The following is a 14688-nucleotide window of genomic DNA, read 5'->3' on the forward strand; positions in this document are numbered from 1 at the left end:
CCTCACGCGATTTTCTTGTGAGCCTGTGATTGTGGCGTGGCGATCGCGGCCTGTATCAGCGTACGCACGATGGTGCGGCGTGCGAGCTCGATCTTGAAGCGGTTATGTGCGCGCGCCGTTGCCCCGTGCAGCAGCAGATCGGCCGCGCGCGAGAAGTGGTCCGGCGTCGCTGCCTGGCCGCGCAACGCCGCTTCGGCCTCAAGGCTGCGCCAGGGCTTGTGAGCCACGCCGCCGAGCGCCAGGCGGGCTTCGCTGATCGCGTTGCCATCCAGTTCGAGCGCGGCCGCGACCGAGACCAAAGCAAAAGCATAGGACAGCCGGTCGCGGATTTTCAGATAGCTGTAGTTACGGGCAAAGCCATGCTTGGGAAGTTCGACGGCCGCGATGATCTCGCCGATGCCGAGATTTGTATCGACATGAGGTTTGTCCTCCGGGAGTCGATGGAAATCGGCCAATGCGATCGTGCGCTGGCCGGAGGGACCTGCGACGTGCACGAGCGCACCGAGCGCGGCAAGTGCGACGCTCATGTCGGACGGGTTGGTCGCGATGCAGGACGCGCTCGTGCCGAGGATTGCGTGGTTGCGGTTGAGGCCGTCGATTGCCGAGCAGCCGCTGCCGGGCTCTCGCTTGTTGCAGGGCGTCGCCGTGTCATAAAAGTAGGCGCAGCGCGTGCGCTGCATCAGGTTGCCGCCAACGGAGGCCATATTGCGCAATTGCGCGGAAGCGCCGGCGAGGATGGCGCCGGCGAGCAGGGGGTAGCGCTGCTCGACAAGCGGATGGTAGGCGAGGTCCGAATTCGGTACCAAGGCGCCGATGCGCAGCCCTCCGTCGGACGTCTCCTCGATGTCGCGGAGCGGCAGGCGGGAGATGTCGATCAGCCGGGAGGGCCGCTCGACATTTTCCTTCATCAGGTCGATCAGATTGGTCCCGCCGGCAATCAGCTTGGCGTCGGGATCGGCGGCCAGCAGGCGGATCGCATCGGCGACGTCGGTGGCGCGGGAATATTGGAAGTTGTTCATGGCCGGCCCATTGCCTGCTGGATCGCGGCGACGATGTTCGGATAGGCGCCGCAGCGGCAGAGATTTCCGCTCATCAGCTCTCTGATCTCGTCGGCATCCCGGGCGCGGCCTTCGGCCAAAAGGCCCGCCGCCGAGCAAATCTGTCCCGGCGTGCAATAGCCGCACTGAAAGGCGTCGTGGTCGATGAACGCCTGTTGCACGGGATGAAGCGTTCCGTCCTTGGCAAGCCCTTCGATCGTCGTGATCTCGGCGCCGTCCTTCATGACGGCGAGCGTCAGGCAGGAATTGACGCGCCGTCCGTCGATCAGCACGGTGCAGGCGCCGCACTGGCCGTGATCGCAGCCTTTCTTGGTGCCGGTCAGCGCAAGATGGTCACGCAGGGCATCCAGAAGCGTGGTCCAGGGCACGAGATCGAGCGTGTGGCCGACGCCATTGACGACGATATGAACTGGAATGCGTTCGGGAATCTCGTGCGTGACATCGCTCATGTCCTGCTCCCTGCGACGGCGACTGAGCCGAGACGTCAGCCGAGCTGACGCGGAGGCACCGTTGCCTCCGCTTGCCAATGGCCTCCAACTTACAATCGGCCGCTTGGTTCCCTGCCGGGAATTATGGCGCCCGCGACACAGTGTCAGCGCTTGGCTTCGCCGAAGACCACCGTCGGCACCGCGCGGTTGACGATCTCGCGCAGCGCGAAGCTCGATTGGACCCGCGCCACGCGCGGCAGGCGCGACAACTCGGTACGGTGGATGCGCTCGAAATCCTGGATGTCGCGGGCGAGCACGATCAGGATGTAGTCGTCGGTGCCCGACATCAGGAAGCAGCGCACGACGGACGGACATTTCACCACCTCGGCCTCGAACGCCTTCAGCGCCTCGTCGCTCTGGCTCTCCAGCGCAATGCGCACCAGCACGGTCGTGGTGAGGCCGAACTGCGCCAAATCAAGCGCGGCTTGGTATGCCTGGATGTAGCCGTCGTCCTCCAGCGCCTTCTGCCGCCGCGCCAGCGCCGTGCTTGATAGCCCGACCTTGGTGGCGAGCTCGGTGTGGCTGGCCCGCGCATTGGTGGTGAGTTCCGCGAGGATGGCGAGATCTTTCCGGTCGAGGGCCAAGGTTTCGTTTCCAGCGTGAAAGGGCGTTTGCACGCCGGAAACCGGCGCGGGGAGGTCGAAGCTAGCGGATATTTGCACGAAACCAAACTGGCCCGATCGCTACGATGGCGGGGTGAATCAGGACGTTGGAAGGAGCCCAAAATGCGCGTCGGTGTGCCCAAGGAGATCAAGGTGCAGGAATATCGCGTCGGGCTCACCCCGGGCGCGGTCCGCGAATATGTCGCGGCCGGGCACCAGGTGACGGTCGAGACCGGCGCCGGCAGCGGCATCGGCGCGTCCGACGAGGTGTACCAGCGGGCAGGGGCCGCGATCGCGGAGAACGCCCGCGACATCTTCGCCAGCTCCGACATGATCGTGAAGGTGAAGGAGCCACAGAAAAGCGAATGGGCCCAGCTTCGCGAAAGCCAGATCCTCTTTACCTACCTCCATCTCGCGCCGGATCCCGAACAGGCCAAGGGTCTGCTCGCTTCCGGTTGCACTGCGGTCGCCTATGAGACCGTCACCGACGCGGCCGGTCACCTCCCCCTGCTTGCGCCGATGAGCGAAGTCGCCGGCCGCCTCGCCGTCGAAGCCGCCGGCGCCGCGCTCAAGCGATCGGCCGGCGGCCGCGGGGTGCTGCTCGGCGGTGTGCCCGGCGTGCAGCCGGCGCGCGTCGTCGTGCTCGGCGGCGGCGTGGTGGGAACGCAGGCCGCGCGCATGGCGGCGGGCCTCGGTGCGGAAGTCACTGTGATCGACCGCTCGATTCCCCGTCTACGCGAGCTGGACGATGTGTTTCTCGGGCGCGTGCGCACCCGCTTCTCGACCATCGAAGCGGTCGAGGACGAGGTGTTCGCCGCCGACGTCGTGATCGGGGCGGTGCTGGTGCCGGGCGCCAGCGCTCCAAAGCTCGTCACGCGCGCGATGCTCAAGTCGATGCGGCCGGGCGCCGTGCTGGTCGACGTCGCGATCGACCAGGGCGGCTGCTTCGAGACATCGCATCCGACCACGCACGCCGATCCGACCTATCAGGTCGACGGCATCGTGCATTATTGCGTCGCCAACATGCCGGGCGCGGTGCCGGTGACGTCGAGCCAGGGGCTGAACAACGCAACGCTGCCATTCGGCCTGATGCTCGCCAACAAGGGCTTTGCTGCAGTCCTGGAAAATCCGCATTTGCGCAACGGACTGAACGTGCATCGTGGCCGCATAACCAACAAGGCGGTTGCCGAGAGCCTCGGGCTGGAATTTGCTCCGGTCGAGAGCGGCCTCGCCGCTTGACGGCTACACTGATTTGCGGTGGCGGCTGTCGAGCGCGGCCTCGATCGTTTCCGGACGCTCGATCCGTTCGATCAGCATGTCGATGCGATCACCGCCCCAGAACAGCTCGCCGTTGAACACCATGGTCGGCACGCCGAACACGCCGAGTGCTTCGGCTTCGTCGATGATGCGGTCGTGCTCGGTGCGGGCAGGGCCGTTGACGTAGGCTTCGAACTCGCTCGCCGAGCCGCCGCACGCGGTGATGACGTCCGTGATTGCGGCGAGATCGTCGATCTCGAGCTCATGGCTCCAGAATTTGCGGAACACCGTGTCGTGATAAGGGCGGAAGAAGCCGTGCCGCTGTGCGAACAGCATTCCAACGCTGGAATAGAAGGCGTCGTAGATCCGACGCGGCCCCTTCATGACGAGCCCTTGCGCATTGGCATAGCGCCGCGCGTCCATATAGGCGTAACGCACCTTGCGCCAGAAATGCGGCGTGCGCTCCTCGACCGTCCCCATGAATTCGGCGACGCGCAGCGTATAGGGCAGCCATTCGAGCTCGACGCCGTGCGCCTCCTCGAGCGAAAATAGCCGCTTGTTGGCCACGAACGCGTAAGGGCTCTTGTAGTCGGTGTAGACGCGGACAAGCGGCTTGGGCATTGGCGGCTTCCCTCGGCGTACGGCGCTCCCGGTTGTGCGGGAGATTAACCCGCGAATTCCGTCATTGCGAGCGCAGCGAAGCAATCCAGAGTATCTCCGCGGAAAGATTCTGGGTTGCTTCGCTGCGCTCGCAATGACGACGAGGTGAGGTTTACGCCTTCGTCAACCTGTACTGCCCCAGATCCGGATCATGCGTCATGCGCCAGTAGTCCACGAACCGCCAGGGCATCGCCGAAAACACGCGGCCGCTCGAATTGCGATAATAGGTGCTCATGCCGGTATGGGTCCAGATCATCGCCTCGTGCTCGGCATCGACCTTCTGGACGTAGTCGTCCAGCACCTCCCTGCGGACGTCGATGGCGGCGACGTCGTGCTCAATCATGTCGGCGAGGCAGGCGGAGATATAGCGGCTCTGGCATTCCGACTGGAAGATGACGCTGCCGCCATGGGCGGGGCCGGAGTTCGGACCGAGCATGCAGAAGAAGTTCGGAAAGTCCGGGACGGTGAGGCCGAGGAACGCCGTCGGGTTGTCGTTGGCCCAGGCCTCGCGCAGATCCTTGCCGCCGCGGCCGCTGATGTTGAGGCGCGCCGCCATCTCCGTGACCTTGAAGCCGGTGGCGACCACGACGATGTCGGCGGGGCGGTGCTCGCCGTCTGCGGTGACGATGCCGTCGCGATCGAAATGATCGATCGTGTCGGTGACGAGCTCGACATTGTCCCGCGTGAGCGTCCTGAACCAGTTGTTGTCAAGCAGGATGCGCTTGCCATAGGGCGGATAGGTCGGCACGCATTTGGCGATCAGGTCGGGCCGATCCTTCAGCTCGGTGAGGATGAAATCGGTCAGCTCCTGGCGATGCCGGTCATTGCCCTTGTTGACGGCGCGCTCCGGATGCGGCCAGGCCGGGTCCTTGCGCAGGAACGGCAACAGGCCGTCGCCATAGCGCCAGAACATGTTGAAGCGGTACCACTGCACATAGAACGGCAGATGCGCGAGCAGCCAGCGCGCGCCGTCGCTGATCGGATCGGAATAGCCCTTAACGGGCCGCGCCCATTGCGCGCTGCGTTGATAGACCGTGACGGGCGCGACGCGGCCGGCGATCGACGGCACCAGCTGCATCGATGTCGCGCCGGTCCCGATCACGGCGACATGCTTGCCGTCGAGATTGATGTCGTCCGACCACAGGGCCGAATGCAGGATCGTGCCCTTGAAGTCTTCCTCGCCCTTGAAGCGGGCGCGAGAGGGATCGTTGAGCTGGCCGATGGCCGAGACCAGCGCGGTGGATTCAAAGGTTTCTTCGCCGCTCTTCGTCTTCAGCGTTGAGATCCAGCGTCGCTTGCCTTCGTCCCAGCGCGACGCTGTCAGCTCGGTATTGACCCGCAGATGCTCGCGGATGCCGTATTCCTCGGCGACCTTCAGCAGATAGGCAAGCAGCTCCTCGCGCTGGCAGAAATAGCGCGTCCATGCATTGCCCGAGCCGAACGAGTAGGAATAGGAATGGTTCGGCGTATCGACGCCGCAGCCGGGATAGCGGTTGATCCACCAGGTGCCCCCGAGCTCGGCGTTCTTCTCGACGATGGCGTAGGGGATGCCGAGATGGCCGAGTGCGACGCCGAGCGCGATGGCGCAGACGCCGGCGCCGACGATCAGCACGTGCTGGCCGGCAAGCTTCTCGGCGGAGGGGCGCTTCGTCCATTGCGGCTCGCGCGCTACAAATCCCATCTCCTCGCGCATCAGCGGTGCATATTCCGGTGCGACGTTCTCGCCGAGGCAGGCGCGCATCATCTTGAGCAGCAGCTCTTCGCCGGGATCGGTGATGACGGGTTTTGGCGTGCCGCCGGCAAACAGCTTGACCACTGCGGCACGGATTTCGTCCTGGACCTCCCGGGGCACGCCGGCTTCTGGATCGGGAATGAGGCGGATGTCGCGCTTGGGCAAGTACGGCGGCTCGAGCCAGCGCTCATCGCCGGTCATGTGCACCAGCACCATCAGCAAACAGCGGATATCGCCTTCGGCGATCGCGGAGACGAGATCGAGCGGCTTTTGTGGAGATGCGATGTTCATGGCGTGTCCTGATCTCCGGATGCACTGAAGAGGCCGCGCGTCATCAGCTTGCGATAGGCGGAGATGACGTGGTCGGGGACGGCGGTGACGCCGCCGGCCGAATAGGAGTAGCGGCGGCTGAGATAGCCGCGCGCGCCCATCAGCATGTGGACGATGGCCTCGAATTCCTCGTCGCTGTAATCCTCGATCGCGCCTGCCGCTCGTGCGCGGCGCAAAATGCGGACATAGGCGACCGAAATGTTGTCGAGATGTTTCTGGTAGCCGATGGGCGCGAAGAATTCGGCCTCGTTGAGGATGCGCAGGAACTCCGGCACCTCACGGATAAAGTCGAAGAAGGCGGAGAAGCGGGCGATCTCCTGCCGCGCGGCATCGGCGGTGCCGGTGCGTGCGCGGATGAACTCGACCATGTCGAGGCCGATCTTCGGCAGCAACTGGTCGAGCAGTTCCTGGCGGTTCTCGAAATGATTATAGAAGGTGCCTTGCGCGACGCCGGCTTCTTCCGTGATGCGGGCGACGGAGGCTTCGGCATAGCCATGCTTGCCGACGACCTTGGTCGCGGCGTCAAAGATCTTCTGCTTGGTCCAGGCGTTGCGCTCGACGCGGTTAAGCTTTGTGACCTTGGCATTCGCTTGCGTCATTCAGAGGTCTCCAGCTCGGCGCGCAGCACGCGCTTGAGGATTTTTCCGCTCGGGTTGCGCGGCAGGCCGTCGCGGATAACGAGCTGTTTCGGTACCTTGAAGCTCGCCAGGCGCGTACGGCAGTGCTCGGTGAGGGCAGGGAGCGCAAGGCTCGCGCCTTCGGCCAGCACGACGATCGCGACCGGCCGCTCGCCCCAGCGCGCATCGCGCAGGCCGATCACCGCGACTTCGCGCACCTCGGGCAAGTCGTAGATGACGCGCTCGACTTCGGAGGAAGCGATGTTCTCGCCGCCCGAGATGATCATGTCCTTCTTGCGGTCGGTCAGGTACAGGAAGCCTTCCTCGTCGAGATAGCCGACATCGCCGCTGCGGAACCAGTCGCCGAAGAAGGCCGCCGCCGTCTTCTCCGGATCCTTCCAATAGCCGCGCGTGATTTTCGGTCCGCGCAGACAGATCTCGCCATTGACGTTCGGCGGCAGCGTCTTGCCGTCCTCGTCACGGATCTCGATCTCGACATGGGCGATGGCGCGGCCGGTCGAGCCGATCTTCTCGATCTCGCGGCCGGCTTCCATGAAAGTGTCGCCGCCGACGGTCTCGGTGAGGCCATAGGCATCGATGTAGCGCGCATTGCGGAAGAACTCCGAGAACGCGCGGATGCGCACCTCCGGCGTCTTCTCGCCGCCGCCGATCGCCCATCTCAGGCTGGAGACGTCGTAGCGATCGCGGGTGGGGCAGGTGAGCATCGCGGTGGTCATCACAGGCGCGAACCATGCCGCGTTCAGCTTGTCCTCCGCGATCGCCGCAAGCGCGGTCTCCGGCTCGAAATTGCGCTCGATGCGGATGAAGCCGCCGTGCCAGAGCACGGCGATGCCGGGCAGGTCGAGCGCGCCGACGTGATAGAGCGGGCCGACAACGAGCAGTCGCGTCTCGGCACCGATGCCGAGCGCGATCGTCTGGTCGGCGGACTTCCAGTAAAAATTATCGTAAGTGAGCATCACGCCTTTGGGGCGGTCGGTCGTACCCGAGGTGTACATCAACCGCATCAGGTCGGACGGTGCGCGGACGTGCATCGGCGCGGGCACGGCCTCGCCCGCGAGGTGCGTGATGCTTTGCTGCGCAACTTCGTTCAGCACGACAACCTTCGCGCCCGCTGCATTCGCGGCGAGTTCCTCATCGACGATCAACAACCGCGCGCCGGCATTGCCCGCGATGTAGCCGACCTCGTCGCGCGACAGTCGAAAATTGATCGGCAAGAACACCGCGCCGAGATGACTGGTGGCGAAGACGAGCTCCAGGAACGCCGCGCTGTTCTTCATCAGCACGGCCACGACGTCGCCCGCGCCGATGCCCTGCGCGGCGAGCCAGCCGGCCGCTTGCCGGATGCGCGCATCGAAATCGGCGTAGGAGATCTCCTCGCCGCGATATTTCAGCGCGGGCCGGTCCGGCGTGCGCCGGGCATGAAAGGTGATGAAGCTCGAAAGATTGATCATTTTGCGGGTTTTGGGCCGATTACCGGCCTCGTTTCCTCCTTTGATGAATTATGACTCGTAATTCATCTTTGGCTTGACGTCACCCCCCTGCCTCTGAAATTGTTGGGAACACGGAGACGAGACGATCTCCGGCAAGGGACCAGGAAACGCCGACCCGAAAGAGGGAGGGGAAAATGACGAGAACCCGCATGCCGGGCATCAGCCGCCGTTCAACGCTGGCGCTGATGGGCGCCGGTGCGATGAGTGTTGCCGCACCGTGGGTGGCGCGCGCGCAAGCCAAGACGATCAAGATCGGCATGCCGACGATTCTGTCGGGCCGCGTTGCGCAGCTCGGCACGTCGTCGCGCAATGCGGTGATGCTCGAGGTCGACAAGGTCAACGCCGCCGGCGGACTTGCCGGCCGCCAGATCGAGATGGTGATCCGTGACTCCAAGGGCCAGCCGCAGGAAGCCGCCCGCGTCGCGCGCGAGCTCGTCAACACCGATGGTTGCGAGTGGCTGATCGACGGCGAGGCGTCGTCCGGATCGTTTGCGGTTCACGAAGTGGCGCGCGATCTCGGTGTGCTCTGCGTCCACACCTGTTCGGAAGCGTCCTCGCTCACGGCCGATCCGAAGCAGCACATCCCGAACGCGTTCCGTTGCGTGCGCCAGGGCATCCACGATTCCATCGTCGGCGGCAGCTATGCCGCCTCGATCGCGAAAGCCAAGGGCCTGAAGAAATGGGCGACCTGCTCGCCGGACTATGCCTATGGCCGCGACACCACCGGCGAGTTCACGCTGTACCTGAAGCGCTTTGCGCCCGACGTCGAAATCATCAGCGAGTCCTGGCCAAAGCTGTTCCAGCCCGACTACACCGAAGTCGTGACCAAGATCCTCCAGGCCAAGCCGCAGGCGCTGTACTCCTGCCTGTGGGGCGGCGATCTCACCTCCTATATCGACCAGGCCAACATCTATGCGATGTTCGGCCAGATGGAGGTGTTCGCGGTCAACATGGCCGACTACACCGCGCTCACCGTGGTGAAGAACCTGCCCAAGGGTATCCACTCCGGCAACCGCTACATCAAGACCTTCCCGACCACGCCGGAGAACGCGGCCTGGGGCGATGCCTACAAGGCGAAGTACAACGAATATCCGACCAACTGGTCGTGGCAGAACGCGACGGCCGTGATGTTCCTCGCCGAGGCCGCGAAGAAGGCCAACACCACCGACGGCAAGAAGATCGCGGAGGTGCTGAAGGGCCTCACCATCAAGTGCCCGTTCGGCGCCGACGGCACCGTGACAATGCGCGGCGACGACCACACGCTGGTCGGCTACGCGATCGGCTGGGGCACCACGATCCCGCAGGAGCCCTACGTGCCCGAGGTCAAGGCCGGCGACTGGAAGACCATCTTCGAGCTCGAGGCCGAGTGGAAGAAGAGCAAGGGCTACACCTGATGTGACGCGCGGCGGAGACGGGCGACCGTCTCCGCCGTTTTTATTTGGTTCTCCGCGCCAAGTCCGGCGCGTCGCAATGAAAGTGCTCCCGTGGATCTCGACGCGCTCGCCGGCTGCCTCTCCAGTTCCGCCTGCCTGGTGACGCAAACCACCAGCGGCCTCATCATCGGCATGCTCCTGTTCCTGGTCGCAGTCGGGCTGACGCTGATCTTCGGCGTGCTCAAGGTCGTCAATTTCAGCCACGGCGCCTTCTACATGTTCGGCGCCTATTTCGCGATGACGGCCTATCAGCTCACCGGGAGCTTCGCGCTGGCGATGTTCGCGGGCGCGGCTGGGACCGCGATTCTCGGTATGATCTTCGAGCGCGTCTTCATGAGCCGCGTCTATGGCGCCGACGTGCTGATGCAGCTGCTCGTCTGCTACGCCTTCGTGCTGATCTTCGACGATGTCGTGCGCATCATCTGGGGGCCGGAATTCAGGTCGATGGGCATGCCCGCGGCATTCCAGGTGATGCCGCTGTTCATCGCCGGCGGCGTAGTGCCGCCTTATTACCTGCTGCTGATCGGCGTCGCGCTCGTCGCAGCGATCGTGCTCGGCATCGGATTGTCGCGCAGCCGTATCGGCAAGGTGATCCGGGCGGCGGCACATAATCCCGGCATGGTCTCGGCGCTCGGCATCAATACCGGTCTGATCTATGGGGGCGTGTTCGCGCTCGGCGGCATGCTGGCGGGCCTTGCCGGCGCGCTCGCGGCGCCCGTGCGTTCGCTCACACCCGGCATGGGATTTTCGGTACTGATCGAATCCTTCATCGTCACCGTGATCGGGGGGATGGGTTCGATCCTGGGCGCTCTGATCGGAGCGCTGCTAATCGGTCTGATCCGCTCCTTCGGCTCGCTCGGCTTTCCCCTGTTCACGGAAGGCCTGATGTACCTGTTCATGGTGATCGTGCTGGTCTCCAAGCCCACCGGCCTGTTCGGCAAGGAGGCGGCATGACCGAGCTCGAGGCCGGACGCGCCGAGACGCTGGCGCCGGTGCGTAGCGGTGTGGCGCTGCAACGCTATCGCGACGTCCTGATTGCGCTCGTCGCCTTTGCCGTGCTGGCGAGCCTGCCGCTGTTCACCGGCAGCAAGGCGCTGCTCGATTTCGTCATCCGCTGCTCGGCTTACGGCCTGTTCGCGACCTCGCTGAACCTGCTGGTCGGCTACACCGGCCTGACTTCGTTCGGCCACGGCATGTTCTTCGGCCTTGGCGCCTACAGTTTTGGCCTGATCATGCAGAAGCTGGGCGTGCCGATTCCCGTGGCCTTCGTCGCGACGCTGGCGATCACGGCGGTAATCGCCGCCGTCATCGGCGCGATCTGCGTGCGGCTGAAGGATATCTATTTCGCCTTCGTCACGCTCGCGTTTCAGATGCTGATCCACTCGACCATCCTGTCCTGGGCCTCCTTCACCGGCGGCGACCAGGGCCTGCGTGGCGGCATTCCGCGCCCCACATTCCTCGGCATCAATCTTGCGAACCACATCCATCTCTATGTCGCGAGCTGCGCGCTTCTCATCCTCGGCCTGCTCGCGATGCGCCAGATCGCGCAATCGCCGTTCGGTTACACGTTGCGCATGATCCGCGACAATGCCGCGCGCGCAAGCTTCCTCGGCATCGACGTCTGGCGGGCCAAGCTGACAGTCTTCGTGCTGGCGGCATTGTTTGCGTCGATGGGGGGCATGGTGATGGCGCTGTTCGTCTCCGGTGCCTATCCGGAATTCGCCTATTGGACGATCTCGGGCGAGGGCATCTTCATCAACATGCTCGGCGGCGTCTCGACCTTCCTGGGGCCGATGGTCGGCACCGTGCTGCTGCTTCTGCTCAACGACACCGTCACGCGCTTCACCGAATACCACGGCATCGTGCTCGGCGTGGTCATCCTGTTCTTCGCGCTGGGCCTGCGCAAAGGCCTGCTGGATTTCGTTGCCGACTGGTTCGCGCACCGGCGTGACGCAGGCGAGGGGCGCTAGCGATGCTCGAGATCCGCAACCTCGCAAAATCCTTCGGCGGCGTGAAGGCGACCAACGACGTCACGCTCGACTTCCCCGACGGTTCGCTCACGGCGGTGATCGGCCCGAACGGCGCCGGCAAGAGCACGTTCTTCAACCTGATCACCGGCGCCTTGAGGCCGGATTCCGGCCAGGTGCTGCTCGACGGCATCGATCTCGCCGGCCGCTCGCCGCCGGAGATCGTGCGGCACGGCATCGGCCGCGCCTTCCAGGTCGCGAGCATCTTCAAATCGCTGACGGTGCAGGAGACCATGCTTGCCGCCGTCAGCGCCGACCAGCGCTCGTCCGCGGTGCTGCACAAGCGCTTTCCCTTGCCCGAGACGCGCGACCGCGCCGAGCACGTGATGGAGCTGCTGGGCCTCGCGGGAAAGCGCAATCGCACGGCCGCAACGCTGTCGCATGGCGACCAGAAGCTGCTCGACATTGCGCTCGCTCTGGTGCTCGAACCAAAGGTTCTGCTGCTGGACGAGCCGACTGCCGGCATGGGCCCGGAAGAGCGCTGGCGCATGATCGACAAGGTGCGCGAGCTCTGGGAGACGCAGAAAATCACCGTCGTCTTCATCGAGCACGACATGGACATCGTGTTCAAGATCGCCCCAAAGATCGTCGTGCTCTGCTACGGCCGCATCCTCGCGACCGGCACGCCCGACGAAATCCGAAGCAACAGCGCCGTGATCGAGGCCTATCTCGGCACTGAACATGCGGGGGCCGCCGCATGAGCGCGACCATTATCGAAGTCGCCGATCTCGACGTCTACTACGGCACCAGCCAGATACTGTTCGGCGTCGGCCTCTCGGTGCGGCAGGGCGAGACCATGGCGCTTTTGGGCCGCAATGGCGCGGGCAAATCGACGACCATGAAGGCGATCATGGGGCTGGCGCCGCCGCGGCGGGGCAGGATCAGCCTGCGCGGCGCGGTGATCTCGGGCCAGAGGCCGCACCATATCGCGCGCGCCGGTCTCGGCTTCGTGCCGGAGGATCGCCAGATCTTTCCGGAGCACACGGTCGAGGACAATCTCGTCATCGGTCGCAAGAAGGGGCCGGAAGGCCAGGACGAGTGGCCGATCAAGCGGATCTACGACGTCTTCCCGCTGCTGGAGCCGCTGCGCCATCGCATCGCCGGACGTCTCTCGGGCGGGGAGCAACAGATGCTCGCCATCGCGCGCACGCTGATGGGCAACCCGGCGCTGTTGCTGCTCGATGAGCCGAGCGAGGGCCTCGCGCCGATCATCGTGCAGCGGATCGGCGAGCTGTTGCGGCAGCTCCGACAGCTCGGATCGACCGTGCTGATCGCCGAGCAGAACATGCATTTCTGCCTGGGGCTTGCGAGCCACGCCACTGTCATCGACAAGGGCCAGATCGTCTATGCCGCCGGAATCGACGAGCTGAAGGCCAACGACGCGATCCGTCGCCGCTATCTGGCGCTTTAACCGGGTTCCGGACCGCCAAACCGGCCCAAAGAAGAAAACTATTGCCTCGGGTTCGCCAGACGGAAGGAGTTTCCCCATCGAGGGCCAAAAACGCCAATCGCTTCCATTGCCGTTTGGGGCCGAAACGACGACATTCCATTCAGAATTTGATGGATCGGCGTAGCCATGGAACGCACTGGATTTGAGCCCTTCGGCGAGCAGCTGGTGTCCGCAACGGACACCCAGCCGCGATCGCGCGCGTCAAAGCTCCTGTTGCGGGCCGGCACCACGGTGTTCTGGTCGCTGGTCGCGGGGATCGTGCTCGCGCGTGCGGCCTTCTTTGAGCCGGGCGTCTATGACAGCTTCAGCCGCGTCGCCTCGCTCGCCAAAAGCCTGATCTTCTGAGCCGATTATTCCGGGCTGAGGATAGAACTTCCCTCGGCCCTGATATGCTGAAAACTTATTCCCCAATCGGCCAGCACTGCGTATAAATATTTCTCCTCTGGGAGAGATTTGTGTCGCAGAATCAAGCATCCAACCCGGCCGACGCCAAGCCTACCACTGTCGTGAGCCGTATTGCGGCGCTGATTCCGGGAATCCTCCTGTGCATCGCCGTGGCCGGTATCTCGGCCTTGCTCGAACGGGCCGAGCTGGGTGTCTTCGAGCACCCCTATGTCGAAGCGCTGGTGATGGCGATCCTGCTCGGGATGGCGCTGCGCAGCTTCTGGAAACCGGCGCCGCGCTGGCAGGCCGGCATCGCCTTCAGCGCCAAGCAGCTGCTCGAAGTTGCGGTCATGCTGCTGGGGGCCTCGATCAGCTTCGCCGCCATCGCGGCTTCCGGCGTGGCGCTGCTGGCATCGATCGCCGCGGTCGTCGTGATCGCGCTCTGCGTCTCCTTCGGCCTCAGTCGCATGCTGGGCCTGTCGACGCGGCTCTCGATCCTGATCGCCTGCGGCAATTCCATCTGCGGCAATTCCGCGATCGCCGCCGTGGCGCCGATCATCGGCGCCAACAACGACGAGATCGCGTCCTCGATTTCCTTTACGGCGATCCTCGGCGTGATGATGGTGCTGGGCCTGCCGCTGCTGATTCCGCTGCTGCAATTGTCGGCCACGCAATATGGCATCCTCGCAGGCCTCACCGTCTACGCCGTGCCGCAGGTGCTTGCGGCAACGGTCCCGGCCGGGCTCGTCTCGACGCAGATCGGCACGCTCGTGAAGCTGATGCGCGTGTTGATGCTCGGGCCCGTCGTCGTCGGTCTCTCCCTGGTCGCCTCGCGCTGGCAGACCGGCGCCAAGAAATCCAATGTCGGCTTCTTCCGCCTGGTCCCCTGGTTCATCCTCGGCTTTCTTGCGCTGGCGACCCTGCGCTCGCTGGAGATCGTGCCGGGCACGGTGGTCGGGCCGGTGACGAAGATCACGAGCTTCCTGACGGTGGTCTCGATGGCCGCGCTCGGCCTCGGCGTCGACGTGAAGGTGCTGGCGAATGTCGGGGGCCGGGTGACGGCTGCCGTGACACTGTCGCTGATGCTGCTCCTCGGCATCAGCATCGCGCTGGTGCACTGGTTCAAGTGAGGGGAGCAC

Annotated in this window: 15 protein-coding genes; 8 read left to right on the forward strand and 7 right to left on the reverse strand. The window is 64.5% G+C overall.

Going from position 1 to position 14688, the window contains the following annotated elements:
- Positions 1-2 precede the first annotated feature (2 nt).
- From AB7245_RS15610 to AB7245_RS15620, 3 genes are all read right to left on the reverse strand, one after another.
- Positions 3-1019, reverse strand: a complete 1017-nt coding sequence (locus AB7245_RS15610; protein ID WP_085400652.1) for an FAD binding domain-containing protein — start codon at positions 1017-1019, stop codon at positions 3-5.
- Positions 1016-1507: a (2Fe-2S)-binding protein gene (locus AB7245_RS15615; RefSeq protein WP_085400654.1), complete on the reverse strand. Its 492-nt coding sequence runs from the start codon at positions 1505-1507 to the stop codon at positions 1016-1018. Before AB7245_RS15615 ends, AB7245_RS15610 begins: the two co-directional genes overlap by 4 nt.
- Positions 1508-1650: 143 nt before the next feature.
- Complete coding sequence (locus AB7245_RS15620; protein WP_028150288.1) at positions 1651-2130, reverse strand: Lrp/AsnC family transcriptional regulator; 480 nt, start codon at positions 2128-2130, stop codon at positions 1651-1653.
- A 141-nt stretch (positions 2131-2271) separates the two neighbouring features.
- Here AB7245_RS15620 and ald point away from each other — a divergent pair, with 141 nt between their 5' ends.
- Positions 2272-3387 (forward strand): alanine dehydrogenase, encoded by a 1116-nt coding sequence (gene ald / locus AB7245_RS15625; RefSeq protein WP_085400655.1) that lies wholly within the window; start codon positions 2272-2274, stop codon positions 3385-3387.
- 3 nt (positions 3388-3390) lie between these two features.
- Here the strand turns inward: ald and AB7245_RS15630 are convergent, their stop codons facing one another.
- The 4 genes from AB7245_RS15630 to AB7245_RS15645 all read right to left on the reverse strand — a co-directional run bounded on the left by AB7245_RS15630 (position 3391) and on the right by AB7245_RS15645 (position 8216).
- Positions 3391-4026 (reverse strand): 2-hydroxychromene-2-carboxylate isomerase, encoded by a 636-nt coding sequence (locus AB7245_RS15630; protein WP_085400657.1) that lies wholly within the window; start codon positions 4024-4026, stop codon positions 3391-3393.
- Between the two features lie 151 nt (positions 4027-4177).
- Positions 4178-6088: a flavin-containing monooxygenase gene (locus AB7245_RS15635; protein WP_439034427.1), complete on the reverse strand. Its 1911-nt coding sequence runs from the start codon at positions 6086-6088 to the stop codon at positions 4178-4180.
- Positions 6085-6726 carry a TetR/AcrR family transcriptional regulator gene (locus tag AB7245_RS15640; RefSeq protein ID WP_071915527.1) on the reverse strand — a complete coding sequence of 214 codons (642 nt, stop codon included), beginning with the start codon at positions 6724-6726 and terminating at the stop codon, positions 6085-6087. Before AB7245_RS15640 ends, AB7245_RS15635 begins: the two co-directional genes overlap by 4 nt.
- Positions 6723-8216, reverse strand: coding sequence for an AMP-binding protein (locus AB7245_RS15645; protein ID WP_085400661.1), 1494 nt, complete (start codon positions 8214-8216; stop codon positions 6723-6725). The genes AB7245_RS15640 and AB7245_RS15645 overlap by 4 nt, the downstream gene beginning before the upstream one ends.
- Before the next feature lie 173 nt (positions 8217-8389).
- Between AB7245_RS15645 and AB7245_RS15650 the strand changes: the two genes are divergently transcribed.
- The 7 genes from AB7245_RS15650 to AB7245_RS15680 all read left to right on the forward strand — a co-directional run bounded on the left by AB7245_RS15650 (position 8390) and on the right by AB7245_RS15680 (position 14679).
- Positions 8390-9649, forward strand: a complete 1260-nt coding sequence (locus tag AB7245_RS15650) for an ABC transporter substrate-binding protein (RefSeq protein ID WP_085400663.1) — start codon at positions 8390-8392, stop codon at positions 9647-9649.
- A 90-nt stretch (positions 9650-9739) separates the two neighbouring features.
- Positions 9740-10642: a branched-chain amino acid ABC transporter permease gene (locus AB7245_RS15655; RefSeq protein WP_085400665.1), complete on the forward strand. Its 903-nt coding sequence runs from the start codon at positions 9740-9742 to the stop codon at positions 10640-10642.
- Positions 10639-11658 (forward strand): branched-chain amino acid ABC transporter permease, encoded by a 1020-nt coding sequence (locus AB7245_RS15660; protein WP_085400667.1) that lies wholly within the window; start codon positions 10639-10641, stop codon positions 11656-11658. The genes AB7245_RS15655 and AB7245_RS15660 overlap by 4 nt, the downstream gene beginning before the upstream one ends.
- A gap of 2 nt (positions 11659-11660) precedes the next feature.
- Complete coding sequence (locus AB7245_RS15665; protein ID WP_085400669.1) at positions 11661-12416, forward strand: ABC transporter ATP-binding protein; 756 nt, start codon at positions 11661-11663, stop codon at positions 12414-12416.
- On the forward strand, positions 12413-13126 hold the full coding sequence (locus AB7245_RS15670) for an ABC transporter ATP-binding protein (RefSeq protein WP_085400670.1): 714 nt from the start codon (positions 12413-12415) through the stop codon (positions 13124-13126). The genes AB7245_RS15665 and AB7245_RS15670 overlap by 4 nt, the downstream gene beginning before the upstream one ends.
- A 165-nt stretch (positions 13127-13291) precedes the next feature.
- Complete coding sequence (locus tag AB7245_RS15675; protein ID WP_063984492.1) at positions 13292-13510, forward strand: hypothetical protein; 219 nt, start codon at positions 13292-13294, stop codon at positions 13508-13510.
- Positions 13511-13620: 110 nt separating this feature from the next.
- Positions 13621-14679 (forward strand): YeiH family protein, encoded by a 1059-nt coding sequence (locus AB7245_RS15680; RefSeq protein WP_038941923.1) that lies wholly within the window; start codon positions 13621-13623, stop codon positions 14677-14679.
- The last annotated feature ends 9 nt before the right edge of the window (positions 14680-14688 follow it).

It is taken from the genome of Bradyrhizobium sp. 604_D8_N2_3 (assembly GCF_051810765.1).
GTDB classification, from domain to species: Bacteria; Pseudomonadota; Alphaproteobacteria; order Rhizobiales; family Xanthobacteraceae; genus Bradyrhizobium; species Bradyrhizobium barranii.

What these genes read in the sequence shown, in the direction of transcription:
- AB7245_RS15610 (WP_085400652.1), bottom strand. Translation starts at nt 1,019, where the DNA reads ATGAACAACTTCCAATATTCCCGCGCCACCGACGTCGCCGATGCGATC.
- AB7245_RS15615 (WP_085400654.1), bottom strand. Translation starts at nt 1,507, where the DNA reads ATGAGCGATGTCACGCACGAGATTCCCGAACGCATTCCAGTTCATATC.
- ald (WP_085400655.1), top strand. Translation starts at nt 2,272, where the DNA reads ATGCGCGTCGGTGTGCCCAAGGAGATCAAGGTGCAGGAATATCGCGTC.
- AB7245_RS15630 (WP_085400657.1), bottom strand. Translation starts at nt 4,026, where the DNA reads ATGCCCAAGCCGCTTGTCCGCGTCTACACCGACTACAAGAGCCCTTAC.
- AB7245_RS15635 (WP_439034427.1), bottom strand. Translation starts at nt 6,088, where the DNA reads ATGAACATCGCATCTCCACAAAAGCCGCTCGATCTCGTCTCCGCGATC.
- AB7245_RS15640 (WP_071915527.1), bottom strand. Translation starts at nt 6,726, where the DNA reads ATGACGCAAGCGAATGCCAAGGTCACAAAGCTTAACCGCGTCGAGCGC.
- AB7245_RS15645 (WP_085400661.1), bottom strand. Translation starts at nt 8,216, where the DNA reads ATGATCAATCTTTCGAGCTTCATCACCTTTCATGCCCGGCGCACGCCG.
- AB7245_RS15650 (WP_085400663.1), top strand. Translation starts at nt 8,390, where the DNA reads ATGACGAGAACCCGCATGCCGGGCATCAGCCGCCGTTCAACGCTGGCG.
- AB7245_RS15660 (WP_085400667.1), top strand. Translation starts at nt 10,639, where the DNA reads ATGACCGAGCTCGAGGCCGGACGCGCCGAGACGCTGGCGCCGGTGCGT.
- AB7245_RS15665 (WP_085400669.1), top strand. Translation starts at nt 11,661, where the DNA reads ATGCTCGAGATCCGCAACCTCGCAAAATCCTTCGGCGGCGTGAAGGCG.
- AB7245_RS15670 (WP_085400670.1), top strand. Translation starts at nt 12,413, where the DNA reads ATGAGCGCGACCATTATCGAAGTCGCCGATCTCGACGTCTACTACGGC.
- AB7245_RS15675 (WP_063984492.1), top strand. Translation starts at nt 13,292, where the DNA reads ATGGAACGCACTGGATTTGAGCCCTTCGGCGAGCAGCTGGTGTCCGCA.